19 protein-coding genes, 1 tRNA gene and 2 pseudogenes are annotated in these 21,642 nt (G+C 71.5%); 10 read left to right on the forward strand and 12 right to left on the reverse strand.

The annotated features are described in order from the left end of the window. Positions 1 to 50: 50 nt before the first annotated feature. The gene (rlmB, locus tag FB563_RS16010) at positions 51 to 992 is read left to right on the forward strand and encodes a 23S rRNA (guanosine(2251)-2'-O)-methyltransferase RlmB (RefSeq protein WP_055706929.1); all 942 of its coding nucleotides are present in this window, start codon (positions 51 to 53) and stop codon (positions 990 to 992) included. Between the two features lie 178 nt (positions 993 to 1,170). Further along, the gene (locus tag FB563_RS16015) at positions 1,171 to 2,862 is read left to right on the forward strand and encodes a DoxX family membrane protein (RefSeq protein ID WP_208766301.1); all 1,692 of its coding nucleotides are present in this window, start codon (positions 1,171 to 1,173) and stop codon (positions 2,860 to 2,862) included. Positions 2,863 to 2,971: 109 nt separating this feature from the next. On the opposite strand, the gene FB563_RS16020 is transcribed toward FB563_RS16015, so the two are convergent. The 3 genes from FB563_RS16020 to FB563_RS16030 form a co-directional block, all read right to left on the reverse strand. After that, entirely contained in the window at positions 2,972 to 3,703 is a 732-nt protein-coding gene (locus tag FB563_RS16020; protein ID WP_055706271.1) for a nucleotidyltransferase family protein, read from the reverse strand. Positions 3,704 to 3,842: 139 nt separating this feature from the next. Next, positions 3,843 to 4,307, reverse strand: coding sequence for a hypothetical protein (locus FB563_RS16025; RefSeq protein WP_055706270.1), 465 nt, complete (start codon positions 4,305 to 4,307; stop codon positions 3,843 to 3,845). A gap of 208 nt (positions 4,308 to 4,515) precedes the next feature. Beyond that, entirely contained in the window at positions 4,516 to 5,652 is a 1,137-nt protein-coding gene (locus tag FB563_RS16030; protein ID WP_055706269.1) for an ABC transporter ATP-binding protein, read from the reverse strand. Positions 5,653 to 5,868: 216 nt separating this feature from the next. Between FB563_RS16030 and FB563_RS16035 the strand changes: the two genes are divergently transcribed. After that, positions 5,869 to 5,942, forward strand: a tRNA-Thr gene (locus FB563_RS16035). A gap of 103 nt (positions 5,943 to 6,045) precedes the next feature. On the opposite strand, the gene FB563_RS16040 is transcribed toward FB563_RS16035, so the two are convergent. From FB563_RS16040 to FB563_RS16055, 4 genes and pseudogenes are all read right to left on the reverse strand, one after another. Then, the gene (locus FB563_RS16040; RefSeq protein WP_142218734.1) at positions 6,046 to 6,237 is read right to left on the reverse strand and encodes a hypothetical protein; all 192 of its coding nucleotides are present in this window, start codon (positions 6,235 to 6,237) and stop codon (positions 6,046 to 6,048) included. A 327-nt stretch (positions 6,238 to 6,564) separates the two neighbouring features. Continuing rightward, positions 6,565 to 9,075, reverse strand: a complete 2,511-nt coding sequence (locus FB563_RS16045; RefSeq protein ID WP_234357753.1) for a peptidoglycan recognition protein family protein — start codon at positions 9,073 to 9,075, stop codon at positions 6,565 to 6,567. A gap of 927 nt (positions 9,076 to 10,002) precedes the next feature. Beyond that, positions 10,003 to 11,157 (reverse strand): annotated as a pseudogene (locus FB563_RS45460) (S53 family peptidase); the annotation flags it as partial. A gap of 191 nt (positions 11,158 to 11,348) precedes the next feature. Then, complete coding sequence (locus tag FB563_RS16055) at positions 11,349 to 12,263, reverse strand: aminoglycoside phosphotransferase family protein (protein ID WP_055706268.1); 915 nt, start codon at positions 12,261 to 12,263, stop codon at positions 11,349 to 11,351. Between FB563_RS16055 and FB563_RS16060 the strand changes: the two genes are divergently transcribed. The 3 genes from FB563_RS16060 to FB563_RS16070 are packed head-to-tail and all read left to right on the forward strand — an operon-like array spanning position 12,262 to position 14,842. Continuing rightward, positions 12,262 to 12,915 carry a rhomboid-like protein gene (locus tag FB563_RS16060; protein ID WP_199832817.1) on the forward strand — a complete coding sequence of 218 codons (654 nt, stop codon included), beginning with the start codon at positions 12,262 to 12,264 and terminating at the stop codon, positions 12,913 to 12,915. The genes FB563_RS16055 and FB563_RS16060 overlap by 2 nt on opposite strands. 10 nt (positions 12,916 to 12,925) lie before the next feature. After that, complete coding sequence (locus FB563_RS16065; protein WP_055706267.1) at positions 12,926 to 14,332, forward strand: NAD(P)/FAD-dependent oxidoreductase; 1,407 nt, start codon at positions 12,926 to 12,928, stop codon at positions 14,330 to 14,332. A 30-nt stretch (positions 14,333 to 14,362) separates the two neighbouring features. Beyond that, positions 14,363 to 14,842: a GNAT family N-acetyltransferase gene (locus tag FB563_RS16070; RefSeq protein ID WP_055706266.1), complete on the forward strand. Its 480-nt coding sequence runs from the start codon at positions 14,363 to 14,365 to the stop codon at positions 14,840 to 14,842. A gap of 20 nt (positions 14,843 to 14,862) precedes the next feature. Here the strand turns inward: FB563_RS16070 and FB563_RS16075 are convergent, their stop codons facing one another. Next, positions 14,863 to 15,123, reverse strand: a complete 261-nt coding sequence (locus tag FB563_RS16075) for a hypothetical protein (protein ID WP_055706265.1) — start codon at positions 15,121 to 15,123, stop codon at positions 14,863 to 14,865. Positions 15,124 to 15,270: 147 nt separating this feature from the next. On the opposite strand from FB563_RS16075, the gene FB563_RS16080 reads away from it, so the two are divergent. Next, complete coding sequence (locus FB563_RS16080) at positions 15,271 to 15,960, forward strand: pentapeptide repeat-containing protein (RefSeq protein WP_107100618.1); 690 nt, start codon at positions 15,271 to 15,273, stop codon at positions 15,958 to 15,960. A gap of 24 nt (positions 15,961 to 15,984) precedes the next feature. Here FB563_RS16080 and FB563_RS16085 read toward each other — a convergent pair whose 3' ends face one another. After that, a complete protein-coding gene (locus FB563_RS16085) occupies positions 15,985 to 16,485 on the reverse strand; it encodes a hypothetical protein (protein ID WP_055706263.1) in 501 nt (166 codons plus the stop codon). A gap of 79 nt (positions 16,486 to 16,564) precedes the next feature. On the opposite strand from FB563_RS16085, the gene FB563_RS16090 reads away from it, so the two are divergent. Then, positions 16,565 to 17,956, forward strand: a complete 1,392-nt coding sequence (locus FB563_RS16090) for a M1 family metallopeptidase (protein WP_055706262.1) — start codon at positions 16,565 to 16,567, stop codon at positions 17,954 to 17,956. Between the two features lie 85 nt (positions 17,957 to 18,041). Here the strand turns inward: FB563_RS16090 and FB563_RS16095 are convergent, their stop codons facing one another. Further along, the gene (locus tag FB563_RS16095; RefSeq protein WP_055706261.1) at positions 18,042 to 18,617 is read right to left on the reverse strand and encodes a TerD family protein; all 576 of its coding nucleotides are present in this window, start codon (positions 18,615 to 18,617) and stop codon (positions 18,042 to 18,044) included. 184 nt (positions 18,618 to 18,801) lie between these two features. Between FB563_RS16095 and arfB the strand changes: the two genes are divergently transcribed. Both arfB and FB563_RS16105 read left to right on the forward strand, forming a co-directional pair. Continuing rightward, a complete protein-coding gene (gene arfB, locus FB563_RS16100) occupies positions 18,802 to 19,239 on the forward strand; it encodes an alternative ribosome rescue aminoacyl-tRNA hydrolase ArfB (protein ID WP_055706260.1) in 438 nt (145 codons plus the stop codon). Between the two features lie 165 nt (positions 19,240 to 19,404). Then, positions 19,405 to 20,265 (forward strand): sigma-70 family RNA polymerase sigma factor, encoded by an 861-nt coding sequence (locus FB563_RS16105; RefSeq protein ID WP_055706259.1) that lies wholly within the window; start codon positions 19,405 to 19,407, stop codon positions 20,263 to 20,265. A 38-nt stretch (positions 20,266 to 20,303) separates the two neighbouring features. On the opposite strand, the pseudogene FB563_RS16110 reads toward FB563_RS16105, so the two are convergent. Then, positions 20,304 to 20,720: pseudogene (locus FB563_RS16110) on the reverse strand (GNAT family N-acetyltransferase); the annotation flags it as partial. A 49-nt stretch (positions 20,721 to 20,769) separates the two neighbouring features. Beyond that, complete coding sequence (locus FB563_RS16115; RefSeq protein ID WP_234357754.1) at positions 20,770 to 21,261, reverse strand: flavin reductase family protein; 492 nt, start codon at positions 21,259 to 21,261, stop codon at positions 20,770 to 20,772. Positions 21,262 to 21,642: the final 381 nt, after the last annotated feature.

Here is a 21,642-nt window from a genome sequence, read left to right on the forward strand (position 1 = left end):
ATAGACGTACGCACACTTTTCCCGCAGAGAACGCAGAGAACAGGTAGGTCATGGCCGCGAACAACCGCCGCATGTCCGGCAAGAAGGGCGCGCAGGTCGGCAGCGGCGGGCAGCGGCGCCGGGGCCTGGAGGGCAAGGGCCCGACCCCGCCCGCCGAGATGCGCAAGGGCCACGCCAAGCAGCGCGCCGCCGCGGCCAAGGCCCGCCGCGCCCAGGGCCGCACGCAGCAGCGCCGGGGCGGCGGCAGGTCCTCCTCCGAGCTGGTCGTCGGCCGTAACCCGGTGGTCGAGGCGCTCCGCGAGGGCGTCCCCGCCTCCACCCTCTACGTCCAGCAGTTCATCGACAACGACGAGCGCGTCCGCGAGGCCCTCCAGCTCGCCGCCGAGCGCGGCGGCATCAACCTGATGGAGGCCCCGCGTCCCGAGCTGGACCGGATGACGAACGGCCTGAACCACCAGGGCCTCGTCCTGCAGGTCCCGCCGTACGAGTACGCGCACCCCGAGGACCTCACCGAAGCCGCCTACGACGAGTCCGAGGACCCGCTGATCGTCGCCCTCGACGGCGTCACCGACCCGCGCAACCTCGGCGCCGTCGTCCGCTCCGTCTCCGCCTTCGGCGGCCACGGCGTCGTCGTGCCCGAGCGCCGCTCGGCCGGCATGACCGCCGGCGCCTGGAAGACCTCCGCCGGCACGGCCGCCCGCACCCCGGTCGCCCGCGCCACCAACCTCACGCGCACCCTGGAGGCGTACAAGAAGGCCGGCATCACGGTCGTGGGCCTGGCGGCGGACGGCGAGGTCGAACTCGGCGAGCTCGAGGCCCTGGACGGCCCGGTCGTCATCGTCGTCGGCAGCGAGGGCAAGGGCCTGTCCCGTCTGGTCGGCGAGACCTGCGACTTCCGCGTCCGCATCCCCATGCCCGGTGGCGCGGAGTCCCTCAACGCCGGTGTGGCGGCGGGCATCGTCCTGTACGAGGCGGCGCGCCGCCGCCGCTGACGTGACGGCGCGCCGGCAGGACCGACGTGACGGCGCGCCGACGTGACTGAACACCCGTCCGGAATTTCACCCATGCGGGGTATTTCTGGCGTCCATGCGGCGTTCGAGGCCGCTTTGACGGGGTCCGGACACATCCGCCCGGTCAAAGCAGTGTCCTAACACCACGTCGCTCGGTTAGATGAGTGTGGACACCAGAACACCCCGCACACCCACGGGGGGACGCTCGTCGGGATTCCAGCCCGGACCCGACGACGCTCCCGCGCTGAGCATGGTGAAGGTGCCGAGCGATCCGGCGCAGGTCATCGTCAATCACGCCAGCTTCCGCGTGCAGCTGGGCGCATCGGCGAAGCGCACCCAATCCCCGCGGATCGCCCGGCATCTGAGCGCCGCCCAGGACACCGCCCGGATGCCCGTCATGGGCACCGCCGGCCGGCCGGGCGCCGCCGCCGGCCGCCGCCGCCCCGTCGTGTGGAGCGGCAAGTCCGCCCCCGACGACACCGGCGCCCACCGGCTCCTCCAGGCCGTGCGGGGCAGCAGCGTCCGCCACGCCGACGAGCCCGAGCCGGGCGCCACCCAGGTCATCCCACGCGTCGGGACCGACTACGCCGACGCCTACGACGCCCTGGAACAGACGGTCGAGACCCCGGTCCTGGGCCACCAGCGCACGGCCCCCGACGCCGCCGACGGCACCCGCCTGCTGCCGCACATGCGCCCGGCCGGCGGCGCCTACGACGAACCCCCCTACCCCGGCCCCGGCTTCGAGCCGTACGACGGCCAGGACAGCCGCGACGGCCACTACGACGACTACGACGACTACGCCGACCCCTCCGACCCCGACGCCCCGCGCCCCGCCCGGCGAGGCGGCGACGACCCGGCCCGGCACGCCTACTACCCCGGCCGCCGGATGAACCTCGGCGTCGTCCTCCTCCCCCTGCGCATCTTCCTCGGCTTCATCTCCATCTACGCCGGCATGGGCAAGCTGTGCGACCCGCTCTACTTCGACGGCGGCAAGCGCGGCTCCATGGTCAAGTGGCTGGACACCCTGCACCCCTGGGAAGTCGCCGAGCCACTGCGCCAGTTCGCCCTGCACCACCCCGTCGGCTCCGGACTGGTCATCGCCTTCCTCCAGGTGGTCGTCGGCGTCCTGACCGTCCTCGGCTGCTGGCAGCGCGTCGCCGCGGTCCTGGGCGCCCTGCTGTCCGCCGCCCTGATCGTCACCGTCAGCTGGAAGACGGTTCCCGCCTACGACGCCCCCGACATCATCTACATGGCCGCCTGGTCCCCGCTGATCATCGCCGGCGCCCCCGTCTACTCGGTGGACGGCCGCCTCGCCGCGGGCGCCTGGCGCCGCCTCGGCCCCCGCGCCGACATCTGGGACCTGCGCCGCTACGTCCTGCGCCGCGGCGTCCTGATCACGGCCGTCACCGCCGGCGTCACCCTGCTCGTCGGCTCCCTGCTCGGCGGCGCCGTACGCGACTCCAGCCGCGTCGTCGTCCCCGGACCGGGCGAGGCCCCCCGCAACAACCTCCCCGGCTCCCCGCTCCCGCAGGGACCCGGCAAGCGGCACCAGAAGACCCCGGCGGCGTCCAGCTCGCCCACGGGCGGTGCCACGGCCGGCGTGAGCCCCTCCGCGACGGCCCCGACCCGTACCGCCGGCGGTACGACCACGACCCCCAGTCAGACCCAGGGCACCCTGGGCCAGACCCCGCCCCGCCAGTCCTCCCCGACGGGCGGCGCCCCGAGCACGACGGCGGGCCCGACCAGCACCGGCGGCACATCGACCGGCGGCTCCTCCTCGGGTGGCGGCAGCAGCTCCGGCGGCTCCTCGTCCTCGGGCCAGTCGGGCCTGGTGGGCGGCCTGCTCGGGTAACCGCGCCTGCACCAAGGGCCCCGTACCGGTGCAGGTACGGGGCCCTTTCGGCATGCGGTACGGCCGGGCGGTATGCGGTAAGGCCGGCCGGCATGCGGTACGGCCGGGCTCACCGCCCCAGGGCCGCCAGCTCCTTGGCCGCTTCCGTCAGATCCTTCGCCGTGTCGATGGCCCGCCAGTACGCCCCCTGCGGGATCGGATACCCGAACAGCCGCCGCTCCCGGGCCAGCCCGGGAAACGTGGTCCGTTCGTGATCCCCCCGCTCGGGCAGCAATTCCGCGAACTCGGGCGAGAAGACGTACACGCCCGCGTTGATCTCGAACGTCGACGGCGGGGCTTCGATGAAGTCGGTGATGTGCCCGAACCCGTCGGTCTTCACCGCACCCCAGGGGATCCGCGGCCGGGCCAGGGCCAGGGTCGCGACGGCATCCCGCTCGGTGTGGAAGTCGGCCATGTCCCGCAGGGAGAAGCGGGTCCAGATGTCGCCGTTGGTGGCGTACCAGGGCCGGTCGGGGCGGGGAAGGCGCGCGGCGGCGTACTTGAGGCCGCCGCCACGGCCGAGGGGCTCGGTCTCCACGACGGTGGTGACGGAGACGGGCAGGTCGGCGGAGTCCAGCCACTTCTGCAGGACCTCGGCGAGATGGCCGCAGGAGACCACCACGTCGGTCACGCCTTCCTCGGCGAGCCAGGTCAGCTGATGGCCGATGATCGGAGTGCCCGTGCCCGGGATCTCGACCATCGGCTTGGGCCGGTCGTCGGTGTAGGGACGCAGCCGGGAGCCCTGGCCACCGGCCAGGACCACGGCTTGAGTGGGGCGCGACGCGGCGTTGGGATGGGTCATGACCGCACTGTACGGGGCGCCCTGCCAGGTCCGGCCGACAGCGACGCGCCCCTTGGGGAGCCGTTACCTTCGCGGTTCCTCCGGGGTGAGGAACCGGAACCCCAAGGAGCGGTCACCGGCGTCCCGGCGCACCCGGCGTTCAGCTGTGCGCGGCGGCGAGCACGCCCGAGGCGTACGACGTGTCGCACACCGGGCGGGCGTAGGACTGGGCGCGCGTGGCGCCGTAGATCCGCTCCGCGGCCTGGCCCACCGCGCGGGCGATGGAGGTGCAGTGCCGGGCCAGCGAGGGGCGTCCGTTGACCGCCTGCTGGAGGTGGGTGAGGACGACCCCGGGGTTCTTGTTCTGCAGCTCGGCGATCAGCTGGTCGCGGAGCACGTCCTGCGGGGCGCGGGAGACCGACTTGGTGGAGACCTGCGCCGCGGAGACGTCAGAGGCGGTCAGCGCCGAGCTGGAGGGGCTCCCCGTCCAGTTCACCCGGGTCACCGCGAGGGTTCCGGAGAGCACCAGGACGACGGGCAGGACGAGGGCGAGAGTGCGGCCGATCCGGCGGGCAGGGCCGCCCCGGTGGCCGCGTCGCGTCTGTGGGGTGGTGGAGTGCTTCACGCGTGTGAGGGTAGCGCGGGGTAATGATTTGGCGACATTTAGTCACCCCTTCGGGGGACGGGACGGTGCCAATTTCTGGGTAAGAGGTTGACGTCTCCCGCCCGGAATGATCGCTGTGCCGGGTATCTCCCGACGCGCACACCACACGAAAGGGGCCCCGCGGCACTCCGCGGGGCCCCTTTCGTCAACCTCGGTACAAACGCGCTGCTCAGTCGGAGAGACGCTCACCCGTGGACGTCGAGAACACGTGGGTCTCGCCCGGCCGCGGCACCACGTGCAGCGTCGAGCCCTTCTCCGGGACCTGGCGGCCGTTCACGCGGACGACCAGGTCCTTGACCTCGCCGCCGACCTCGGCCGTGCCGTAGACGTAGCCGTCGGCGCCCAGCTCCTCGACCACGTTCACGGAGACGGCCAGACCGGCCGGCGCGTCCGCGCTGTCCTTCGTCAGGGCGGTGGCCGCACCGCCGCCGAGCTCGACCACGTCGAAGTGCTCGGGCCGGACGCCCACGGTCACCGTACGGTCACCCTTGTCGGAGGCCGCCTTCAGCGCCTCCCGGTTGACCGGGACCACGCTGTTGCCGAACTTCACGCCGCCGTCGGCGATCGGGACCTCGACCAGGTTCATCGCCGGGGAGCCGATGAAGCCGGCGACGAAGAGGTTCGCGGGCTTGTCGTACATGTTCCGCGGCGAGTCCACCTGCTGCAGGATGCCGTCCTTGAGCACGGCCACCCGGTCGCCCATCGTCATGGCCTCGACCTGGTCGTGCGTGACGTAGACGGTGGTGATGCCGAGCCGGCGCTGCAGCGACGCGATCTGCGTACGGGTGCTCACCCGGAGCTTGGCGTCGAGGTTGGACAGCGGCTCGTCCATGAGGAAGACCTGGGGCTCACGCACGATGGCGCGGCCCATGGCGACACGCTGGCGCTGACCACCGGAGAGCGCCTTCGGCTTGCGGTCCAGGTACTCGGTGAGGTCGAGGATCTTCGCGGCCTCCTCGACCTTCTGCCGGATCTCCGCCTTGTTGACACCGGCGATCTTGAGCGCGAAGCCCATGTTGTCGGCGACCGTCATGTGCGGGTAGAGGGCGTAGTTCTGGAACACCATGGCGATGTCCCGGTCCTTGGGCGGCAGGTGCGTGACGTCGCGGTCACCGATGCGGATCGCGCCGCCGTTGACGTCCTCCAGGCCCGCGAGCATCCGCAGCGAGGTGGACTTTCCGCAACCCGACGGGCCGACCAGGACGAGGAACTCGCCGTCCTCGATCGCGATGTCGAGCGAGTCGACGGCGGGCTTGGTGGAACCCGGGTAGATCCGGGTCGCCTTGTCGAACGTGACAGTGGCCATGGTGAATGGGCCCCCTTCTACCGGCAGGAACGTGCCGGACGATCCGTTGTAGGAAGGTGGTTGGTGTAGTCCACACAGGTGAACCGCGCGAACTGGCTCAGGACGCTACCTGGCGTCCATGTGGTCTGTCAGTACCTGGGCCACTGTGAACTTCGCGGAAATTTTCGACGGGAGTCGGCCGAGACCTGGGTACACTGCACGGGCGCCCACGCGCACGCCTCCTTAGCTCAGCTGGTCAGAGCGCCGCTCTTGTAAAGCGAAGGTCGTCGGTTCGAATCCGACAGGGGGCTCTCATCCTGAGCAGCACGAACGCCCCGGCCGATGATCGGTCCGGGGCGTTCGGCATGCCGAAGCGGTCCGGCGGCCCCTGACCGCCGGGCCGCTATGAGTAGATCAAGATCCGAAGGTGAGGATGTACACCGGGCTGTTGGAGCTGCCCTCGTTGTGCACTACCGGACAGGACGTCTTCTGCGCGGTGTTGTTGGTCTTGACCTGAACTCCGCAGAAGGGCGAATCGTCCCAGTTCAACTGGTTGATGTTGCTGAGCACGGGGATGTTGTCCCCCCGCCGTTGTCCTGGGCGCAAGCGCTGGCCACCCCGATGCCGGCGAAGAGGATCCCGCAGGTGGCCGCGGCCACCCCTGCGATCTTCCGGACGGTCCTCATGCGTTCTTCTCCGCTGCTGTGCCCCGAATCGGGAAGATACCTGGAGAACGATGTGCAAAAAGAATCAGAGCGTAACGTCGTTCATGTTTTGATCACTCCGACGGCCGTACACATCACGAAGCTGCTGGACGAACTGAGCGGCCCATAGGCCTCGTTGCCCGTCGCGCCCCCGACGGACCCTGAAAAAAGGCCGCCGGCCTGGGGATTCCCCAGGCCGGCGGCTTTTGTGCGCGGTGTGGGCGGTCGGTCAGCCGATGGTTGTGATGCCGTCGGTGGTCACAGTCGGGCGGCCGGAGGTGCCGACCACGACGATCTTCAGGGTGTGTTTGGCGGAGCTGGACCAGGTCTTGGTCCAGATCGCCTGGCGGTAGAGGGTGGTGGAGGACTTCAGGTCCACCGTGGTGACCTTGGTGCCGTCGACGTAGACGTACGCCTGGCCGGAGGTGGAGGCGCGGGAGACGATCCAGGCCACCGAGCGTCCGGTGAAGGTCCAGCTGATCGAGGCGCCGGCGGAGGAGGAGCTGTAGGAGTAGCCGCCCAGGTAGCTGGTGCTGCTGCGGTGGGTCCAGGCGCCGGTGCGGGTGGTGGAGGTCTCCTGGATGATCGACGGTGTCCGGTTGACGGAGGCGCCCGCGGTGTTGCCGGCCGCGTCGTACGCCTTGAGGGCGAACAGGTCCGAGGTGCCGGGCTTCGCGGTGGTGTTCCAGGTGGTCGTGGTCGGGCCGAAGGCGGCCGAGGACGGCGAGGTCGCCAGGACCTTGGCGAGGGCCGCGTTGTCGGCGGCCTTCCAGGTCACGGTGACGGGGACCGCCGTCGCACTCACGGTGCCGGTGCGCGTCTGCACGGCCGGGGTGGTCGGGAAGGTGGGCGCGGTGGTGTCGCCGACCAGGGTGGCCGAACCGGACAGTGTGGTGGCGCCGCGGACGTGGGTGGCGCGGACCTGGACGGTGTGGCTGCCCGTGGCGACCGAGACCGCGGCGGAGCGGGCGGAGCCGGCGGTGTGTGCCACGGCCTTGCCGTCGACCAGGACGTCGAAGCCGGAGATCACGGCGGACGGTGTGGCGGTGCTCCAGCTCACCGTGGCCGCGCCCTTGGTGTAGTAGCTCGCCCCGGACTTGGTCGCCCCGCCGGACATGCCGGTGACGGTGACGGCGCCGACCGGGCCGGCCGCGTAGGAGCGGATGGTGCTCAGGGCGTTGTAGAGCTGGTTGCCGGGGCAGTCGGTGGCGTAGCCGTTGCGGTGCCCGGAGACGACGTTGAAGTTGTAGCTGTTGCCCAGGGTGAAGCCGTGGCTGTCGGAGGCGCCCTCGGGCAGGGAGGCGGTGCCGGTGCCCGGGTTCACGCCGGTCATGCCGAACTTCCAGGCCGCGATGCGGGCGATGGAGGCGAGCATGGCCTGGCTCGGGGTGGCGCCGGGGAAGGTGCTGGCGGTGGAGTCGCCGCCGCTGAGGTCGGTGTAGGTGCCGATGGCGGCGACGCCCATGCTGTTGGTGTTGAACCCGTACGTCTGGGCGCCCACGACCGGCAGTGCCATCCCGCCGAAGCGGCCCTCGAAGATGGTGCCGCACTTGTCGACGAGGAAGTTGTACCCGAGGTCGCGCCAGCCCTGGTTGAGGTGCTCGGCGTAGATGCCGCGCACGATCGCCGGGGAGTCGGCGCAGGAGTAGTTGTTGGTGGTGTCCGTGTGGTGGACGAACATCACCTTCACCGCCGAGCCGTACGACGGGTAACCGGACTCCCGCGCGCACTCGTCCGCGCCCCAGCCGGCCCGGGTGACGACGGTGGGCGGTGCCACCGTGGAGGTGGTCGCGGCCGGCATCGGGTCGGGCGGGGTCGGCGACGAGGACGGGGAGGGGCTTGCCGAGGAGGCCGGGCAGGACGGGTACGCCTGGTCCATGGTCGGCAGCTGGCTCGGCCAGGACGTCGGCGACGCGCTCGGCGACGCACTCGGCGAGGCGGGTGCGGAGGCGGAGGTGGACGCGGAGGCGGAGGCGGAGTCGGAGGCTGAGGTCCCGGTGGACGGCGTGGCCGATGCCGAGTCCGTGGCGGTGGCGGTGGCGGTGTCCGTGGGCGCGGCGGAGTCCGTCGCGGTCGGGGTGCCGGAGGCGTCCGCCGCGGTGTCGGTCGGTGCCGCGCTGTCCGTCGGGGTCGCGGTGTCGGTGGCCGTCGCGTCCATGGCGTACGCCGCCGGGTCCATGCCGGAGTCCTGCGTCGTGCCGGTGGCGGGCTTGCCCGGGTCGACCAGGTCCACCCGCAGCCCGGCGGGCAGTGCGGTCGTCCGGCCGGTGCCGCTCGCGCGGACCTGGATTCCGTTCGACGGCCCCGACCACATGGGGGACATGCCGCCGCGCACCCCGGGACGGTTCAGTTCGGCGGCGTCGGGGACGTCGTCCGGCTGCTGCATCTTCAGCCACGGCGTCCAGTGGCCGCTGACGGCGGATCGGGTCCGCACCTCCACCGTGCCGCGCAGCGTGGCGTGCGCGCCGTTCCAGGTGACACCCACCATGCTGAAGGGAGCCGTGGACCGGGCTCCCAGCGCCTTGAGCGACGCGCTGCTCCCGGTGAGGGAGAGCGAGTGGACATGTGTCTTGATCGGTCCCGACGCGGCAGAGGCTCCGCCGTGGCCTGCCGACCCGGCCATGGCGACGGTCGCCACGGTCACGCCGGCACCGGCGACGAGCGCGCCCAGCGCGATCCAGGTGCGCTTCTTCGGGCCGACTCGACGGCGGCCGCGCCGTACTCTCTGTTCAGTTCTCATGCCCACCCTGAAGCCCCGTTGTCGTTGTCATCACAGGCACTGCGAGGCACAGCCGTCACAGGAGTGCCCGGAAGTACCAGCGCACCGGGACGTTGAAGCATCACATATCCCGGGGAGGGCGTGGCGAAAATGCCGCCGGCCCGGGGGTTTCCCCGGGCCGGCGGGACGTTCAGGTGGTGTGCGTCAGGGCACGTACGACCGGGTGTTGCTCGCCCACAGAGCGCCGCCCTTGCCCGTTCCGCCGGTGGAGGTGTACACGACGAAGTTGCCGTCGTTCTGCATCACGGCGTACGCGCCGGAGTGGCCGTTGGTGTGGGTGGACCACAGGGCGGTGCCGGTGCTCGAGTAGACGACGAGGTTGCCGTCGGTCTGCATGTACGCGTAGGCGCCGGAGTGGCCGGAGGTGCCGGTGGACCAGATGGCCTTGCCGTCGTGCTTGCGGTACATCACGAGGTTGCCGTCGGGCTGCATCACGAGGCGGGTGTACGTGGCCTGGGCCCACCAGCCGCCCTTGAGCTTCTGGCCGGAGCCGATGGTCGCCGAGTGCACGTAGGTGCCGTCCGACCACAGCGAGCCGCCGGTGCTCGGGCCGCCGCCGGAGCCGTAGACCACCAGGTTGCCGTCGTCCTGGACCAGGAAGTAGGCGCCGCTGTGGCCGTTGGTGTGGGTGGACCACAGGGCGGTGCCGGTGCTCGAGTAGACGACGAGGTTGCCGTCGGTCTGCATGTACGCGTAGGCGCCGGAGTGGCCGGAGGTGCCGGTGGACCAGATCGCCGGGCCGCTGCCGCTGGTGCCGTTCGTCTTGAGGTAGGCGACCAGGTTGCCGTCGCTGCCCATGGTCAGCGTGATGTTCCCGCTGCTCAGCTTGTGGCCGGAGGTCAGCTTCTGGCCGGGCTGGAGCGAGTTGACGCTGTTGGCGCCGGGGGCGAAGGCGGCGGTGCCGTTCGGGGTGCCGAGGCCGGTCGGGCCGTCGTAGCCGGTGCCCGCGGTGCACAGGTAGGCCGGGGAGCAGGTGCCGTTGCTGCCCGTGCTGACGTCGTTCAGCGCGGAGGTGCGGCCGTAGGGGTAGGACGACGGGTAGCTGTTCGCGGTCGGGGTGCCGGCGAGGGCGTAGGTGGCCGCGACGATCGGCGCGGAGGCGCTGGTGCCGCCGTAGACGTCCCAGCCGGAGGCGCCGTAGGTGTCGTAGACGGCGACGCCGGTGTTCGGGTCGGCGACCGCGGAGACGTCCGCGACGGTACGGCGGGAGCAGCCGCTGTCGGTCTGCCAGGTGGGCTTGGCCTCGTCGGCGGAGCAGCCGGAGCCGGTGCCGTCGGTGGCGTCGTTGGACCACACCGACTCGGTCCAGCCGCGGGTGTTGCTCGCGCGGTTGAGCGAGGTGCCGCCGACCGCGGTGACGTAGGGGGAGGAGGCCGGGTACTCAACGCCGTAGCCGCTGTCGCCCGCGCTGACGGTGACGGCGACGCCGGGGTGGTTGAAGTACTGGACGTCGGCGGTGGTCTCGGTCGGGTCCTCGGTGCCGCCGAAGGAGTTGGAGACGTACTTGGCGCCGAGGGCGACGGCCTCGTTCTCGGCGGTGCCGATGTCGGTCATGCTCGCGGAGGAGGCCTCGACGAGCGTGATGTGGCACTGCGGGCAGACGGCGCTGACCATGTCGAGGTCGAGGGAGATCTCGCCGGCCCAGCCCGAGTCGGGGCTCGGGTAGGTGGTGCCGCCGGTCTGGTTCACCTTGTGGAAGCAGCCGTTGGCGGTGGTGCAGGCGGGGAGGCCGTACTGGGACCGGTAGGCGGCCAGGTCGGACTCGGCGTTCGGGTCGTCCATGGCGTCGACGATGGCGACGGTCCGGCCCGAACCGGCCGTCGCGGACGGCAGGTTGTAGGCGCTCTGGAGGTCCGAGGGGCCGTATCCGGACGGTGTGGCGTCCGGGCTGACGGTCAGGTGCTGGACGATGTCGGTGCGGGCCTCGGCGAGGCACGCGACATGGCCCGGCGTGGTGGTGTGGGCACACAGATGCTTGATGTGGGCCGCCGCGTGGGACGGCGGTGCCGCGAAGGCGGTCGCCGTGAGCCATCCGGTGGACATTCCGGCGGATATGAGTGCCGTGGTGGACAGCAGAGCGGCGGTGGATGCCGCCCGGTGTCTCCCTGAGAGCAAGGAAGTGCCCTTCTGGTGTGGTGGTGTTGGGGAGGCCGAGTGGTCTGCCCGTGACAGTCGAATGCTGTCGATGCATTTCGGCCAGGGGCAACGAGAAACAAGTAAGAGATTGATCGGAATCAGGTGCGGAGCTTGCGCGCCAGTTCGAGCTGCCGCTCCTCGACGGGCCGGCCGTCCTCCACGTCCCACAGGGCGTTCTGCAGCAGCCGGCCCAGCGTCCAGGCACGCGCCCGCTCCCGGTCCAGCCCGAGAACCTCGGTCATCGCGTCGAAGCGCCGGCGCACCTCGGCCGCCTCGAACCGGTTGTCCAGCGCCGGCCACAGCTCGAAACCCGGATCGCCCGCGAGCGGCTTCGGGTCGATGGCCAGCCAGTCCGCGCGGCCGGCGGCCAGCACGTTCTCGAAGTGCAGGTCCCAGTGCAGCAGCCGGTCACCGGGCTCGGCGACGACCTCACGCACGGCGGCCGCGCAGTCGGCGACGAGGCGCCGGGCCGCGAGATCCGGGATGCGCCCCAGCGCCCACGGGGTCTGTTCCAGCATGGCCCCGGCGATGTCACCGAGCCGGCGCATACCCGGCGGCGCCGGGAAGGACGTCAGATGGGCCAGCAGCCGCGCGACGACCACGACGGCCTCGCGCGTGTCGGCCACGGCGGTGAGCATCCGCGTCTCGTCCAGCCGCTCCAGGAGCATGGTGCCGGTCGCCGGATCATGGTCGAGGAGCCGTACGGCCCCGTCGCCGTCCCACACCCGCAGCGCGACCGGTTCCCCCTCGCTCTCCTCGTCCGGCAGCTGGAGCTTGAGGACGGCGCGGGTGCCGTCGGCGCGGGTGACCGGCAGGACCAGGGCGCTGACGCCGTTCATGGAGGGACCGTCGAGCCGCAGCCGCCATCGGTCGAGGAAGGCCGCCGCGAGGTCCGGCAGCCCGGCGACGAACGCCCGCCCCGCCGCGCCGTTGTACCTCGCCTGGGCCTCCGCGAGCTCGCCGGGGATGTCAATCACGGGCCGGACGATACCGGCGTGCGTGAATCGGCTCATGCGAATCATCCGGGGCCTCGGCGGCGTATGGGCGTACATCCGCAGTGCTCCCGGCACGTATGTGTGGCTGGGTGTCCTGTTCGTCACGACCGTCGCGCTGCACCAGATGTCGCCGGAGTTCGAGGAGCACTTCCTGCGGCAGCGGTCGACCAACATCCACGAGCTGTCGCGCAACCCGGTGCGGGTCCTCGTGGCCAGCGCGCTGTGGATCGACAGCGGCCGCTGGCTGCCGTACATCCTGCTGTACACCGTGTTCCACGCGCCGGTGGAGCGCTGGCTCGGCACCGCCCGCTGGCTCGCCGTGTGTGCGCTGGCGCATGTGCTCGCCACGCTGATCAGCGAGGGCGCGCTGCTCAAGGCGATCCGCGACGGCATGGCACCGCACTCGGCGGTCAACACCCTGGACGTGGGCGTGAGTTACGCCCTGGCCGGGGTCATCGCCGTGCTCGCCTACCGGATCGCGCCGCCCTGGCGGTACGCGTATCTGCTGGTGGTCCTCGGGGTCTTCGCGCTGCCGCTGACCGAGGGATCGACCTTCACCGACCTCGGCCACTTCGTCTCGGCACTGATCGGACTGGCCTGCTCCCCCCTGACCAGAGGCCGCGGAAAAGCATGGAATCCGAAGGAGACACTGGCCGCTCCGAGGGGTTAACGTCCCGGCCATGAGCAGCTCGGCAAGCAGTGTCGTCAACGGCGGGATCTCCTTCTGGTACGCGGACGACGGCCTCCCCGCGGTACGCGAGCCACTGCCCGGGGACGCGACCGCCGACGTCGCGATCGTCGGCGGCGGCTACACCGGCCTGTGGACCGCGTACTACCTGAAGAAGGCCGCCCCCTTCCTCCGCGTCACCGTCCTGGAGCAGAAGTTCTGCGGCTACGGCGCCTCCGGCCGCAACGGCGGCTGGCTCTACAACGGCATCGCCGGCCGCGACCGCTACGCGAAACTGCACGGCCGCGAGGCCGCCGTACGCCTGCAGAAGGCGATGAACGACACCGTCGCCGAGGTGATCGCGGTGGCCGGGGCCGAGGGCATCGACGCCGACATCCACCAGGGCGGCGTCCTCGAAGTGGCCACCACCCCCGCCCAGCTGGCCCGTCTGAAGGCCTTCCACGAGCACGAGCTGTCGTACGGCGAGAAGGACCGGGAACTCTACGGCGCCCGCCAGACCGCCGAACGCATCCGGATCGCCGACGCGGTCGGCTCCACCTGGACCCCGCACGGCGCCCGGCTGCACCCCGTGAAGCTGGTCAAGGGCCTCGCGGCGGCGGTGGAGGCCCTCGGCGTCACGATCCACGAGTCGACCCCGGTGACCGAGATCCGCCCCAAGCACGCCGTCACCCCCTACGGCACGGTCCGCGCCCCCTACGTCCTGCGCTGCACCGAGGGCTTCACCGCGTCCCTGAGGGGCCAGCGGCGCACCTGGCTCCCCATGAACTCCTCCATGATCGCCACCGAGCCGCTGACCGAGGAACAGTGGGGGGCCATCGGCTGGGAGGGCCGCGAGACCCTCGGCGACATGGCCCACGCCTACATGTACGCCCAGCGCACCGCCGACGGCCGGATCGCACTCGGCGGCCGCGGGATCCCCTACCGCTTCGGTTCGCGCACGGACAACGACGGCCGCACCCAGGCGGCGACGATCGAGGCCCTGCACGAGATCCTGACCCGCTTGTTCCCGGCGCTGGCCGGGGTGCGGGTGGAACACGCCTGGTCGGGCGTCCTGGGTGTGCCGCGCGACTGGTGTGCCACGGTGACCCTCGACCGCTCGACGGGTCTCGGCTGGGCCGGCGGGTACGTCGGCTCCGGCGTCGCCACCACCAACCTGGCCGCCCGCACCCTGCGCGACCTGGTCCAGCAGGACTCCGGCCAGGGCGGCCGCACCGAGCTCACGGACCTGCCCTGGGTCGGTCACAAGGTCCGCAAGTGGGAGCCGGAACCCTTCCGCTGGCTCGGCGTCCACGGCATGTACGCCACCTACCGCACCGCCGACCAGCGCGAACGCCTCCACCCGGGCACGGAGTCCTCGCGGCTGGCGAGGCTGGCGGACCGGGTGGCGGGGCGGCACTGAGCGGGTGGTGACCCCCATTAGTCTCGCCGCATGATTCGTACCGCGATACCCGCCGACATCCCCGTCATCCATGCCCTGATCCGTGAGCTGGCCGAGTACGAGAAGGCGCCGCAGGAGGCGCGGGCGACCCAGGAGCAGCTCCGCGAGGCGCTGTTCGGGGAGCGGCCGGCGGCGTTCGCGCACCTGGCGGTGGACGACGCCACCGGGGAGGCCGTGGGCTTCGCGCTGTGGTTCCTGAACTTCTCCACCTGGCGCGGGGTGCACGGGATCCACCTGGAGGACCTGTACGTCCGGCCGGGCGCGCGGGGCGGCGGACACGGGCGGGCGCTGCTGACGGAGCTGGCGCGGATCTGCGTCGAGCGCGGGTACGGGCGGCTGGAGTGGTCGGTGCTGGACTGGAACCGGCCCGCGATCGGCTTCTACGAGGCGCTGGGCGCCCGTCCGCAGGACGAGTGGACGGTGTACCGGCTGACGGACGGGGCGCTGGCGGCGCTGGGCTCAGGTCACTGATCGCTCGGGTCACCGATTGCTCAGGTCACTGATTCCGGTACCGGGGCCTCGGCCGCTCCCTCGTGTTTCGGGGCCCTGGCCGTGACCATCAGGCCGGCGGTCAGGCCCGCCAGGAGCATCACGCCGGCCGCCCACCAGATGGCGATGGTGCAGCCGTGGACGATGCCCGCCGGGATCGTGAGGGCCTCGGGCGTGCCGGTGCGAAGGTGGGCGGTGAGTCCGGCGAACCCGCCGCCGATGACGGTGATGCGGGGCTTGGGGCGGTGCAGGGGGCGGTGCATGGGCGGGCCCTCTCTCGGATCCGGACACCTGGTCCGTGCGTACGACTGTCGGTCCGACAAGAGGACCGTTCGGCGCGCCGGAATGTGACATCGACCGGGTTTGCCCAGGTCAGGGGGATTGTCAGTGGTGGGGTGCAGCATGGGGGCATGGCGAGGAGAGCGACGGGCGGCCGTGCGGCGGGCCGGACAGGAGTGCAGGGCGCGCGACGGCCGGAGCTGCGCCTGCCGCCCCTACGGCCGTGGCCGCAGGGCGAGTTGGAGCCGGACGGGGACTATGACGGCCTGGACTTCCAGGACGCCGACCTGACCGGGCAGGACGGCGTGGGCGCCCGGTTCATGGACTGCGCGCTGACCGGCTGCGTGCTGGACGACACGGCGCTGGGCCGGGCCAGAGTGCTCGACTCGGTCCTGACCGGCCTGCGCGGGGTGGGCACACATCTGGCCGAGTCCACGTTCCGGGACGTCGAGCTGATCGACGCCCGGCTGGGCGGCACGCAGCTGCACGGCGCCGTCCTGGAGCGGGTCGTGGTCCGCGGCGGCAAGATCGACTACCTCAATGTGCGGGAGGCCCGCCTGAAGGACGTCGTCTTCGAGTCCTGCGTCCTGGTCGAGCCGGACTTCGCCGGTGCGACGCTGGAGCGCGTGGAGTTCGTCGACTGCGCCCTGAGAGAGGCCGACTTCGGCAGCGCGACCCTGAAGGACGTGGACCTGCGCGGGGCGGCTCCGCTGGAGATCGTGCGGGGGCTGGACCGGCTGTCGGGGGCGGTGATCAGCACCGGGCAACTGCTGGACCTGGCACCGCTGTTGGCGGCGGAGCTGGGGATCCGGGTGGAGTAGGGCCTACGGCAGTCCCTCGGCGCCCTACGACACCCGGGGAAAGCGGGCCTGGAGCGTCCAGATCGCCGGGTTCTCCGCCAGGTCCTCATGGAGGTCGGTCAGGTCGGCGATCAGGTCGTGCAGGAAGTCGCGGGCCTCGCGGCGCAGGTCGGCGTGGGAGAAGGACAGCGGGGACTCCTCGGCCGGCACCCAGTCGGCGGTGATGTCGACCCAGCCGAAGCGGCGCTCGAACAGCATCCGGTCGGTGGACTCGGTGAAGTCCAGCTCCGCGCGCTGCGGCCGGGCGGCGCGGGAGCCCATCGGATCCCGGTCCAGCCGCTCCACGATGTCGCACAGCGCCCACGCGAAGTCCAGCACCGGCACCCATCCCCAGGCTGTGGACAGCTCCCGGTCCGTCTTCGTGTCCGCGAGATACACGTCACCGCAGAACAGGTCGTGCCGCAGCGCGTGGACGTCCGCGCGGCGGTAGTCGGTCTGCGGGGGGTCCGGGAACCGGTTGGAGAGGGCGTAGCCGATGTCGAGCACGTCAGAGATGGTGTCACGCCCCGGCAGGAGCCCGACGACACCCGGACCCCCTCGAACACCGCCGCTTAAGATCGCTGACATGTCCAGATCCGTGCGCCTGGTGCCGGCCACCGCCGCCCTGCTCGCCCTCGCCCTCACCGGCACCGCGTGCGACGCCGGTGTCCACGGCACCCCGGGCGGCTCCGGCGTACGCGACCCCTTCTTCCCGAAGGCCGGCAACGGCGGCTACGACGTCGGGCACTACGACCTCACCCTCGACTACACCCCCGCCACCCGTCATCTCACCGGCACGGCGGTCATCACCGCCCGCGCCACAAAGGATCTGTCCGCCTTCGACCTCGACCTCGCCGGGCTGCACGTCGACTCGGTCGACGTCGAGGGCAAGCAGGCCCGCTTCAACCGGGCCGGCCAGGAACTCACCGTCCGCCCGCACGACGACCTGAGCAGGGGCGAGACCTTCCGCACCACGGTCCACTACTCGGGCACCCCGCAGACCCTCACCGACCCCGACGGCTCGAAGGAGGGCTGGCTGCCCACCGCCGACGGCGCCCTCGGCCTCGGCGAGCCCGTCGGCTCCATGGCCTGGTTCCCGGGCAACCACCATCCCTCCGACAAGGCCTCCTACGACATCACCGTCACCGTCCCCCAGGGCCTCCAGGCCGTCTCCAACGGCGAGTTGGCGGAGCAGTCCACCAAGGGCGGCCGCACGAGCTGGCACTGGCACACCGCCCAGCCCATGGCGAGCTACCTGGCCGCCGTCGCCGTCGGCCACTTCGACATCGCCCGCACCACGGGCCCGCACGGACTGCCGATCCTCACCGCCGTCGACCCCACCCAGGCGAAGGCGAGCGAGCAGGCGCTCGCGCAGCTCCCCGAGGTCATCAAGTGGGAGGAGACCAACTTCGGGCCGTACCCCTTCTCCTCCACCGGCGCGATCGTCGACCGCCCCGACGACGCCGGCTACGCCCTGGAGACCCAGAACCGGCCCTTCTTCCCCGGCGCCCCGGACACCGGCACCCTCGTGCACGAACTCGCCCACCAGTGGTACGGCGACTCGGTCACCCCCAGGTCCTGGCAGGACATGTGGCTCAACGAGGGCTTCGCCACCTACGCGGAGTGGCTGTGGCAGGAGGACCACGGCGGCAAGAGCGCCCAGCAGACCTTCATGGACTACTACAACGGTGACGACGAGGCCGTCTGGGCCTACCCGCCCGCGAAGCCGCCGAGCGCCGCCCACATCTCCGACAGCCCCGTCTACCAGCGCGGCGCGATGGTCCTGCAGAAGATCCGGCAGAAGGTCGGCGACGACACCTTCTACGACATCGTCCAGGGCTGGGCCGCCACCCACCGCCACGGCAGCGCGAGCACCGCCGACTTCACCGCGTACGTGGAGAAGAAGGCCCCGCACAAGGACTTCACCGGGATCTGGAAGGACTGGCTGTACGGAGACGGCAAGCCGGCCCACCCGTGACCCGGCGGCGGGGCCGGGATGTCCCGCGGCGGCGGAAGCCCTGGGCCGCGTCCGCGCCCGGGCTTCCGCTCGCTGTGGCCGTCTCTCAGACGTTGACGCCGAAGTCCTGGGCGATGCCGACCAGGCCCGAGGCGTAACCCTGGCCCACCGCACGGAACTTCCACTCCGCGCCGTTGCGGTACAGCTCGCCGAAGACCATGGCCGTCTCGGTGGCGGCGTCCTCGGAGAGGTCGTAGCGGGCGATCTCGGCGCCGCCGGCCTGGTTGATGATGCGGATGTAGGCGTTGCGGACCTGGCCGAAGTTCTGGCCGCGGTTCTCGGCGTCGTAGATGGAGACCGGGAAGACGACCTTGTCGATGTCGGCCGGGAGCGCGGCCAGGTTGACGTTGATCGACTCGTCGTCGCCGGCACCCTCGCCGGTGCGGTTGTCGCCGGTGTGGACGATGGAGTTGTCCGGGGTCTGCTTGTTGTTGAAGAAGACGAAGTGCGCGTCCGAGTAGACCTTGCCCTGGCCGTTGACCGCGATGGCGGAGGCGTCCAGGTCGAAGTCCGTGCCGGTGGTGGTGCGGACGTCCCAGCCGAGGCCCACGGTGACGGCGGTCAGGCCCGGAGCCTCCTTGGTGAGCGAGACGTTGCCACCCTTGGACAGGCTTACAGCCATGTTGGGAGTCCTTTCCTTGGACAAGTGTGGTGCAGTGCCGTTGAAGCTACCGTCACCGGGAAGAACGTCGAGGGGGGTCCCGGTGGTTCCGGATGCCTTTACCTTTTTTACCGAGCATTCTTCGTGCCGAGTGTGAGGTCCGGCCCGGAAATCCAGGTGACGTGGACCGGGCACGGCCGGGAACATGGAGGGCATGTCCGGTCCTTACGTCATCCGTGGCTCCGTCTCGCTCCCCGAGGCCGAGCTGATGTGGCGTTTCTCCAGGTCGTCCGGGCCCGGCGGACAACACGTCAACACCAGTGACTCCCAGGTGGAGCTGCGCTTCGACCTCGCCCGCACCGAGGCGCTGCCCGCGGTCTGGAAGGAGCGGGCGCTGCAGCGGCTCGCGGGCCGGCTCGTGGACGGCGTGGTGACCGTACGGGCCTCCGAGCACCGCTCCCAGTGGCGCAACCGCGAGGCCGCCGCCGTACGCCTCGCCGCCCTCCTCGCGGAGGCGAGCGCGCCCCCGCCCAAGCCGCGCAGGCCGACCCGCATCCCGCGCGGCATCAATGAGCGCCGGCTGCGGGAGAAGAAGCAGCGCGCGGAGACGAAGCGGGGCCGCTCGGGCCGCGACTGGGCGTGAGCCCGGCCGGGCGCAGCACGGCACTCGTCCCCCGCACGGCCTGCCCTATCCGGTGAGCTGTCCCCCGCACGGCCTGTCCTGATCCGGTGAGCCGTCACATCCGGCGCCTGCCGTTCGTCAGTGAGGTGGCGGACCACCAGGGCGACGGAAAGGCCGGGCATCCCGATGAGCGAGCGCGAGCGGCAGTACCGTGACGACGAGTTTCTCGCCGAGCGGTTCGAGGGGTACCGGGGGCACCTGCGGGCCGTCGCCTACCGGATGCTGGGCTCGGCCGCCGAGGCCGAGGACGCGGTGCAGGAGGCGTGGTTCCGGCTGAGCCGGTCCGACACGCGTGAGGTGGGCAACCTCGGGGGCTGGCTGACGACCGTCGTCGGCCGGGTCTGCCTGGACATGCTCCGCTCCCGCCGCTCGCGGGGCGAGGAGCCCCTGGACACCTGGCGTCCCGGAGCCTCCGCCGAGCCGGACCCCGCGCAGGACGCGGTGCTCGCGGACTCGGTCGGGGTGGCCCTGCTGGTCGTCCTCGACACGCTCTCGCCGCCCGAGCGGCTGGCGTTCGTGCTGCACGACCTGTTCGGGGTGCCCTTCGACGAGGTCGGCGGGATTCTCGGCCGCAGCCCGGCCGCGGCACGGCAGCTGGCCAGCCGGGCGCGGCGCCGGGTGCGGGGCGCGGACGCGCCGGAGACCGACCTGGTGCGGCAGCGGGAGGTGGTCGACGCGTTCCTGGCGGCCGCGCGGGAGGGGGACTTCGACGGCTTGCTGGAGGTGCTCGACCCGGACGTGCTGGCGCGCGGCGAGGCCGGTACGGCCATCGGTGCGGCCGGCGTCGCCTCCGGCGCGAAGAGCTTCGCCCACCTGGCCCGGGTGGCGCGTCCCGCGCTGGTCGACGGGGCGACGGGGCTGGTGGTGTACGCCGACGGCCGCGTCGAGCGGGTCCTGACGTTCACCTTCGTCGCGGACCGCATCACGACCATCGACATCATGACGAACCGGGAAGTCCTGTCCGAGCTGACCATTGAGCCGGTGTAGCCGAGCCGGTCACAGATGCGGCACCCCCACCGTCTCGCCCCCGGCGGACGGAAGCCCGGGCCCGGACAGAAGGCCTCCGGGCCGTCCGCGCCGGGGTGCCGGCAGACGTACATCCCGGTGTCGCCGCGGCGGCGGAGCAGGTCGGCGACGGCGTCGACGGCGAGCCGGCCGTACCCCCGCCCCTGCGCGTCGGCCGCGATGCTGAGGCGCCACAGGCCCGAGCGGCGCACGCTGCCGTCGCCGTACCCGTCGATGTCGAGGAAGGCCGTCAGGAAGCCGACCGGGCGGTCGTCGTCGACGATCAGCCGGGGCCGGGCGAGGCCGGCGGGGTGGACGTACGCCTCGGCCAGGGACCGTACGACCGGCTGGACCGCGTGTTCCTGGCCGGGGCAGATCCGGATGCCGATCGCGGCGTCGAAGTTCGCGGGGGTGACTTCTTCCGGACGAGGGGTCATCCGTGCACCCCGGGCGGGCGGTTCACCCCTCGGCGACGCACTATCGGGCTCAGCCCAACTGCCGGTACCGGCCCCGGAAATAGAGCAGCGGGCCGCCCTCGGCGCTCGGGACCCGTGCGGTCAGGACGCGGCCGATGACGAGGGTGTGGTCGCCGGCCGTCACCCGTTGCTCGGTGCGGCACTCCAGCGTGGCCAGCGCGCCGCCCACCAGCGGGGCGCCGGTGGCCTCGCCGCGGACGTAGGGGATGTCCTCGAAGAGCAGACGGTCGCTGATCCGGCCCTTCATGGCGAAGCGGCCCGCGATGTGCCGCTGGCTCTCGGTGAGGACCGACACCGCCCACAGGGGCTGTTCGTCGAGCAGGTCGTCCATGCGGGCGCCCGTGCGCAGGCTCACCAGGACCAGCGGCGGGTCGAGGGAGACGGACAGGAAGGCGGTGGCGGTCATGCCGACGTCCTCCATGCCCGGCGCGTCCGGGTCGTCCGGGTCCAGCGGCGGCTCCTGCGCGGTCACCAGGACCACTCCGGCGGCCAGTCGGGACATCGCGGCCCGGAACTCGTCGTTGCTCACCCCCTCAGCATGCCCGGAAGCGGCGGTGGCGGTGGGTGAGGGACTCTTCAGCACGTCGGAAACGCTAGTCTCCGCCCCGCGGGGGCCGCATCGGGCCTCGGTCCGAGCCTGGTCCTAGGACCAGGGGAGGACCGCTGTGTGCATCATGTGAACCGAGCCCAAAAGTTTGCGTTCAGTAAACGCACGGGGAAAACGCAGAAACTCCACTCAATTGTTCACGTTCATCTGTGACTTGAGTCACAAGGGGCAGGAATTGTTGACCCTGTGTACCGAGTGGGCAGCGCGCTGTGATTCAGTGGCTGGGAAACTGAGACGCACCGTAAGAGGCACCCTTAAGAAGCGCCGAAGACAACC

Origin of the sequence: Streptomyces puniciscabiei (assembly GCF_006715785.1) — a bacterium.
Classification (GTDB): domain Bacteria; phylum Actinomycetota; class Actinomycetes; order Streptomycetales; family Streptomycetaceae; genus Streptomyces; species Streptomyces puniciscabiei.

Bases quoted from the DNA above. Each gene is read 5' to 3' on its own strand.
- rlmB (WP_055706929.1), top strand. From the start codon at position 51: ATGGCCGCGAACAACCGCCGCATGTCCGGCAAGAAGGGCGCGCAGGTC.
- FB563_RS16015 (WP_208766301.1), top strand. From the start codon at position 1,171: ATGAGTGTGGACACCAGAACACCCCGCACACCCACGGGGGGACGCTCG.
- FB563_RS16020 (WP_055706271.1), bottom strand. From the start codon at position 3,703: ATGACCCATCCCAACGCCGCGTCGCGCCCCACTCAAGCCGTGGTCCTG.
- FB563_RS16030 (WP_055706269.1), bottom strand. From the start codon at position 5,652: ATGGCCACTGTCACGTTCGACAAGGCGACCCGGATCTACCCGGGTTCC.
- FB563_RS16045 (WP_234357753.1), bottom strand. From the start codon at position 9,075: ATGAGAACTGAACAGAGAGTACGGCGCGGCCGCCGTCGAGTCGGCCCG.
- FB563_RS16060 (WP_199832817.1), top strand. From the start codon at position 12,262: ATGCGAATCATCCGGGGCCTCGGCGGCGTATGGGCGTACATCCGCAGT.
- FB563_RS16055 (WP_055706268.1), bottom strand. From the start codon at position 12,263: ATGAGCCGATTCACGCACGCCGGTATCGTCCGGCCCGTGATTGACATC.
- FB563_RS16065 (WP_055706267.1), top strand. From the start codon at position 12,926: ATGAGCAGCTCGGCAAGCAGTGTCGTCAACGGCGGGATCTCCTTCTGG.
- FB563_RS16070 (WP_055706266.1), top strand. From the start codon at position 14,363: ATGATTCGTACCGCGATACCCGCCGACATCCCCGTCATCCATGCCCTG.
- FB563_RS16075 (WP_055706265.1), bottom strand. From the start codon at position 15,123: ATGCACCGCCCCCTGCACCGCCCCAAGCCCCGCATCACCGTCATCGGC.
- FB563_RS16080 (WP_107100618.1), top strand. From the start codon at position 15,271: ATGGCGAGGAGAGCGACGGGCGGCCGTGCGGCGGGCCGGACAGGAGTG.
- FB563_RS16090 (WP_055706262.1), top strand. From the start codon at position 16,565: ATGTCCAGATCCGTGCGCCTGGTGCCGGCCACCGCCGCCCTGCTCGCC.
- FB563_RS16095 (WP_055706261.1), bottom strand. From the start codon at position 18,617: ATGGCTGTAAGCCTGTCCAAGGGTGGCAACGTCTCGCTCACCAAGGAG.
- arfB (WP_055706260.1), top strand. From the start codon at position 18,802: ATGGAGGGCATGTCCGGTCCTTACGTCATCCGTGGCTCCGTCTCGCTC.
- FB563_RS16105 (WP_055706259.1), top strand. From the start codon at position 19,405: ATGAGCGAGCGCGAGCGGCAGTACCGTGACGACGAGTTTCTCGCCGAG.
- FB563_RS16115 (WP_234357754.1), bottom strand. From the start codon at position 21,261: ATGTCCCGACTGGCCGCCGGAGTGGTCCTGGTGACCGCGCAGGAGCCG.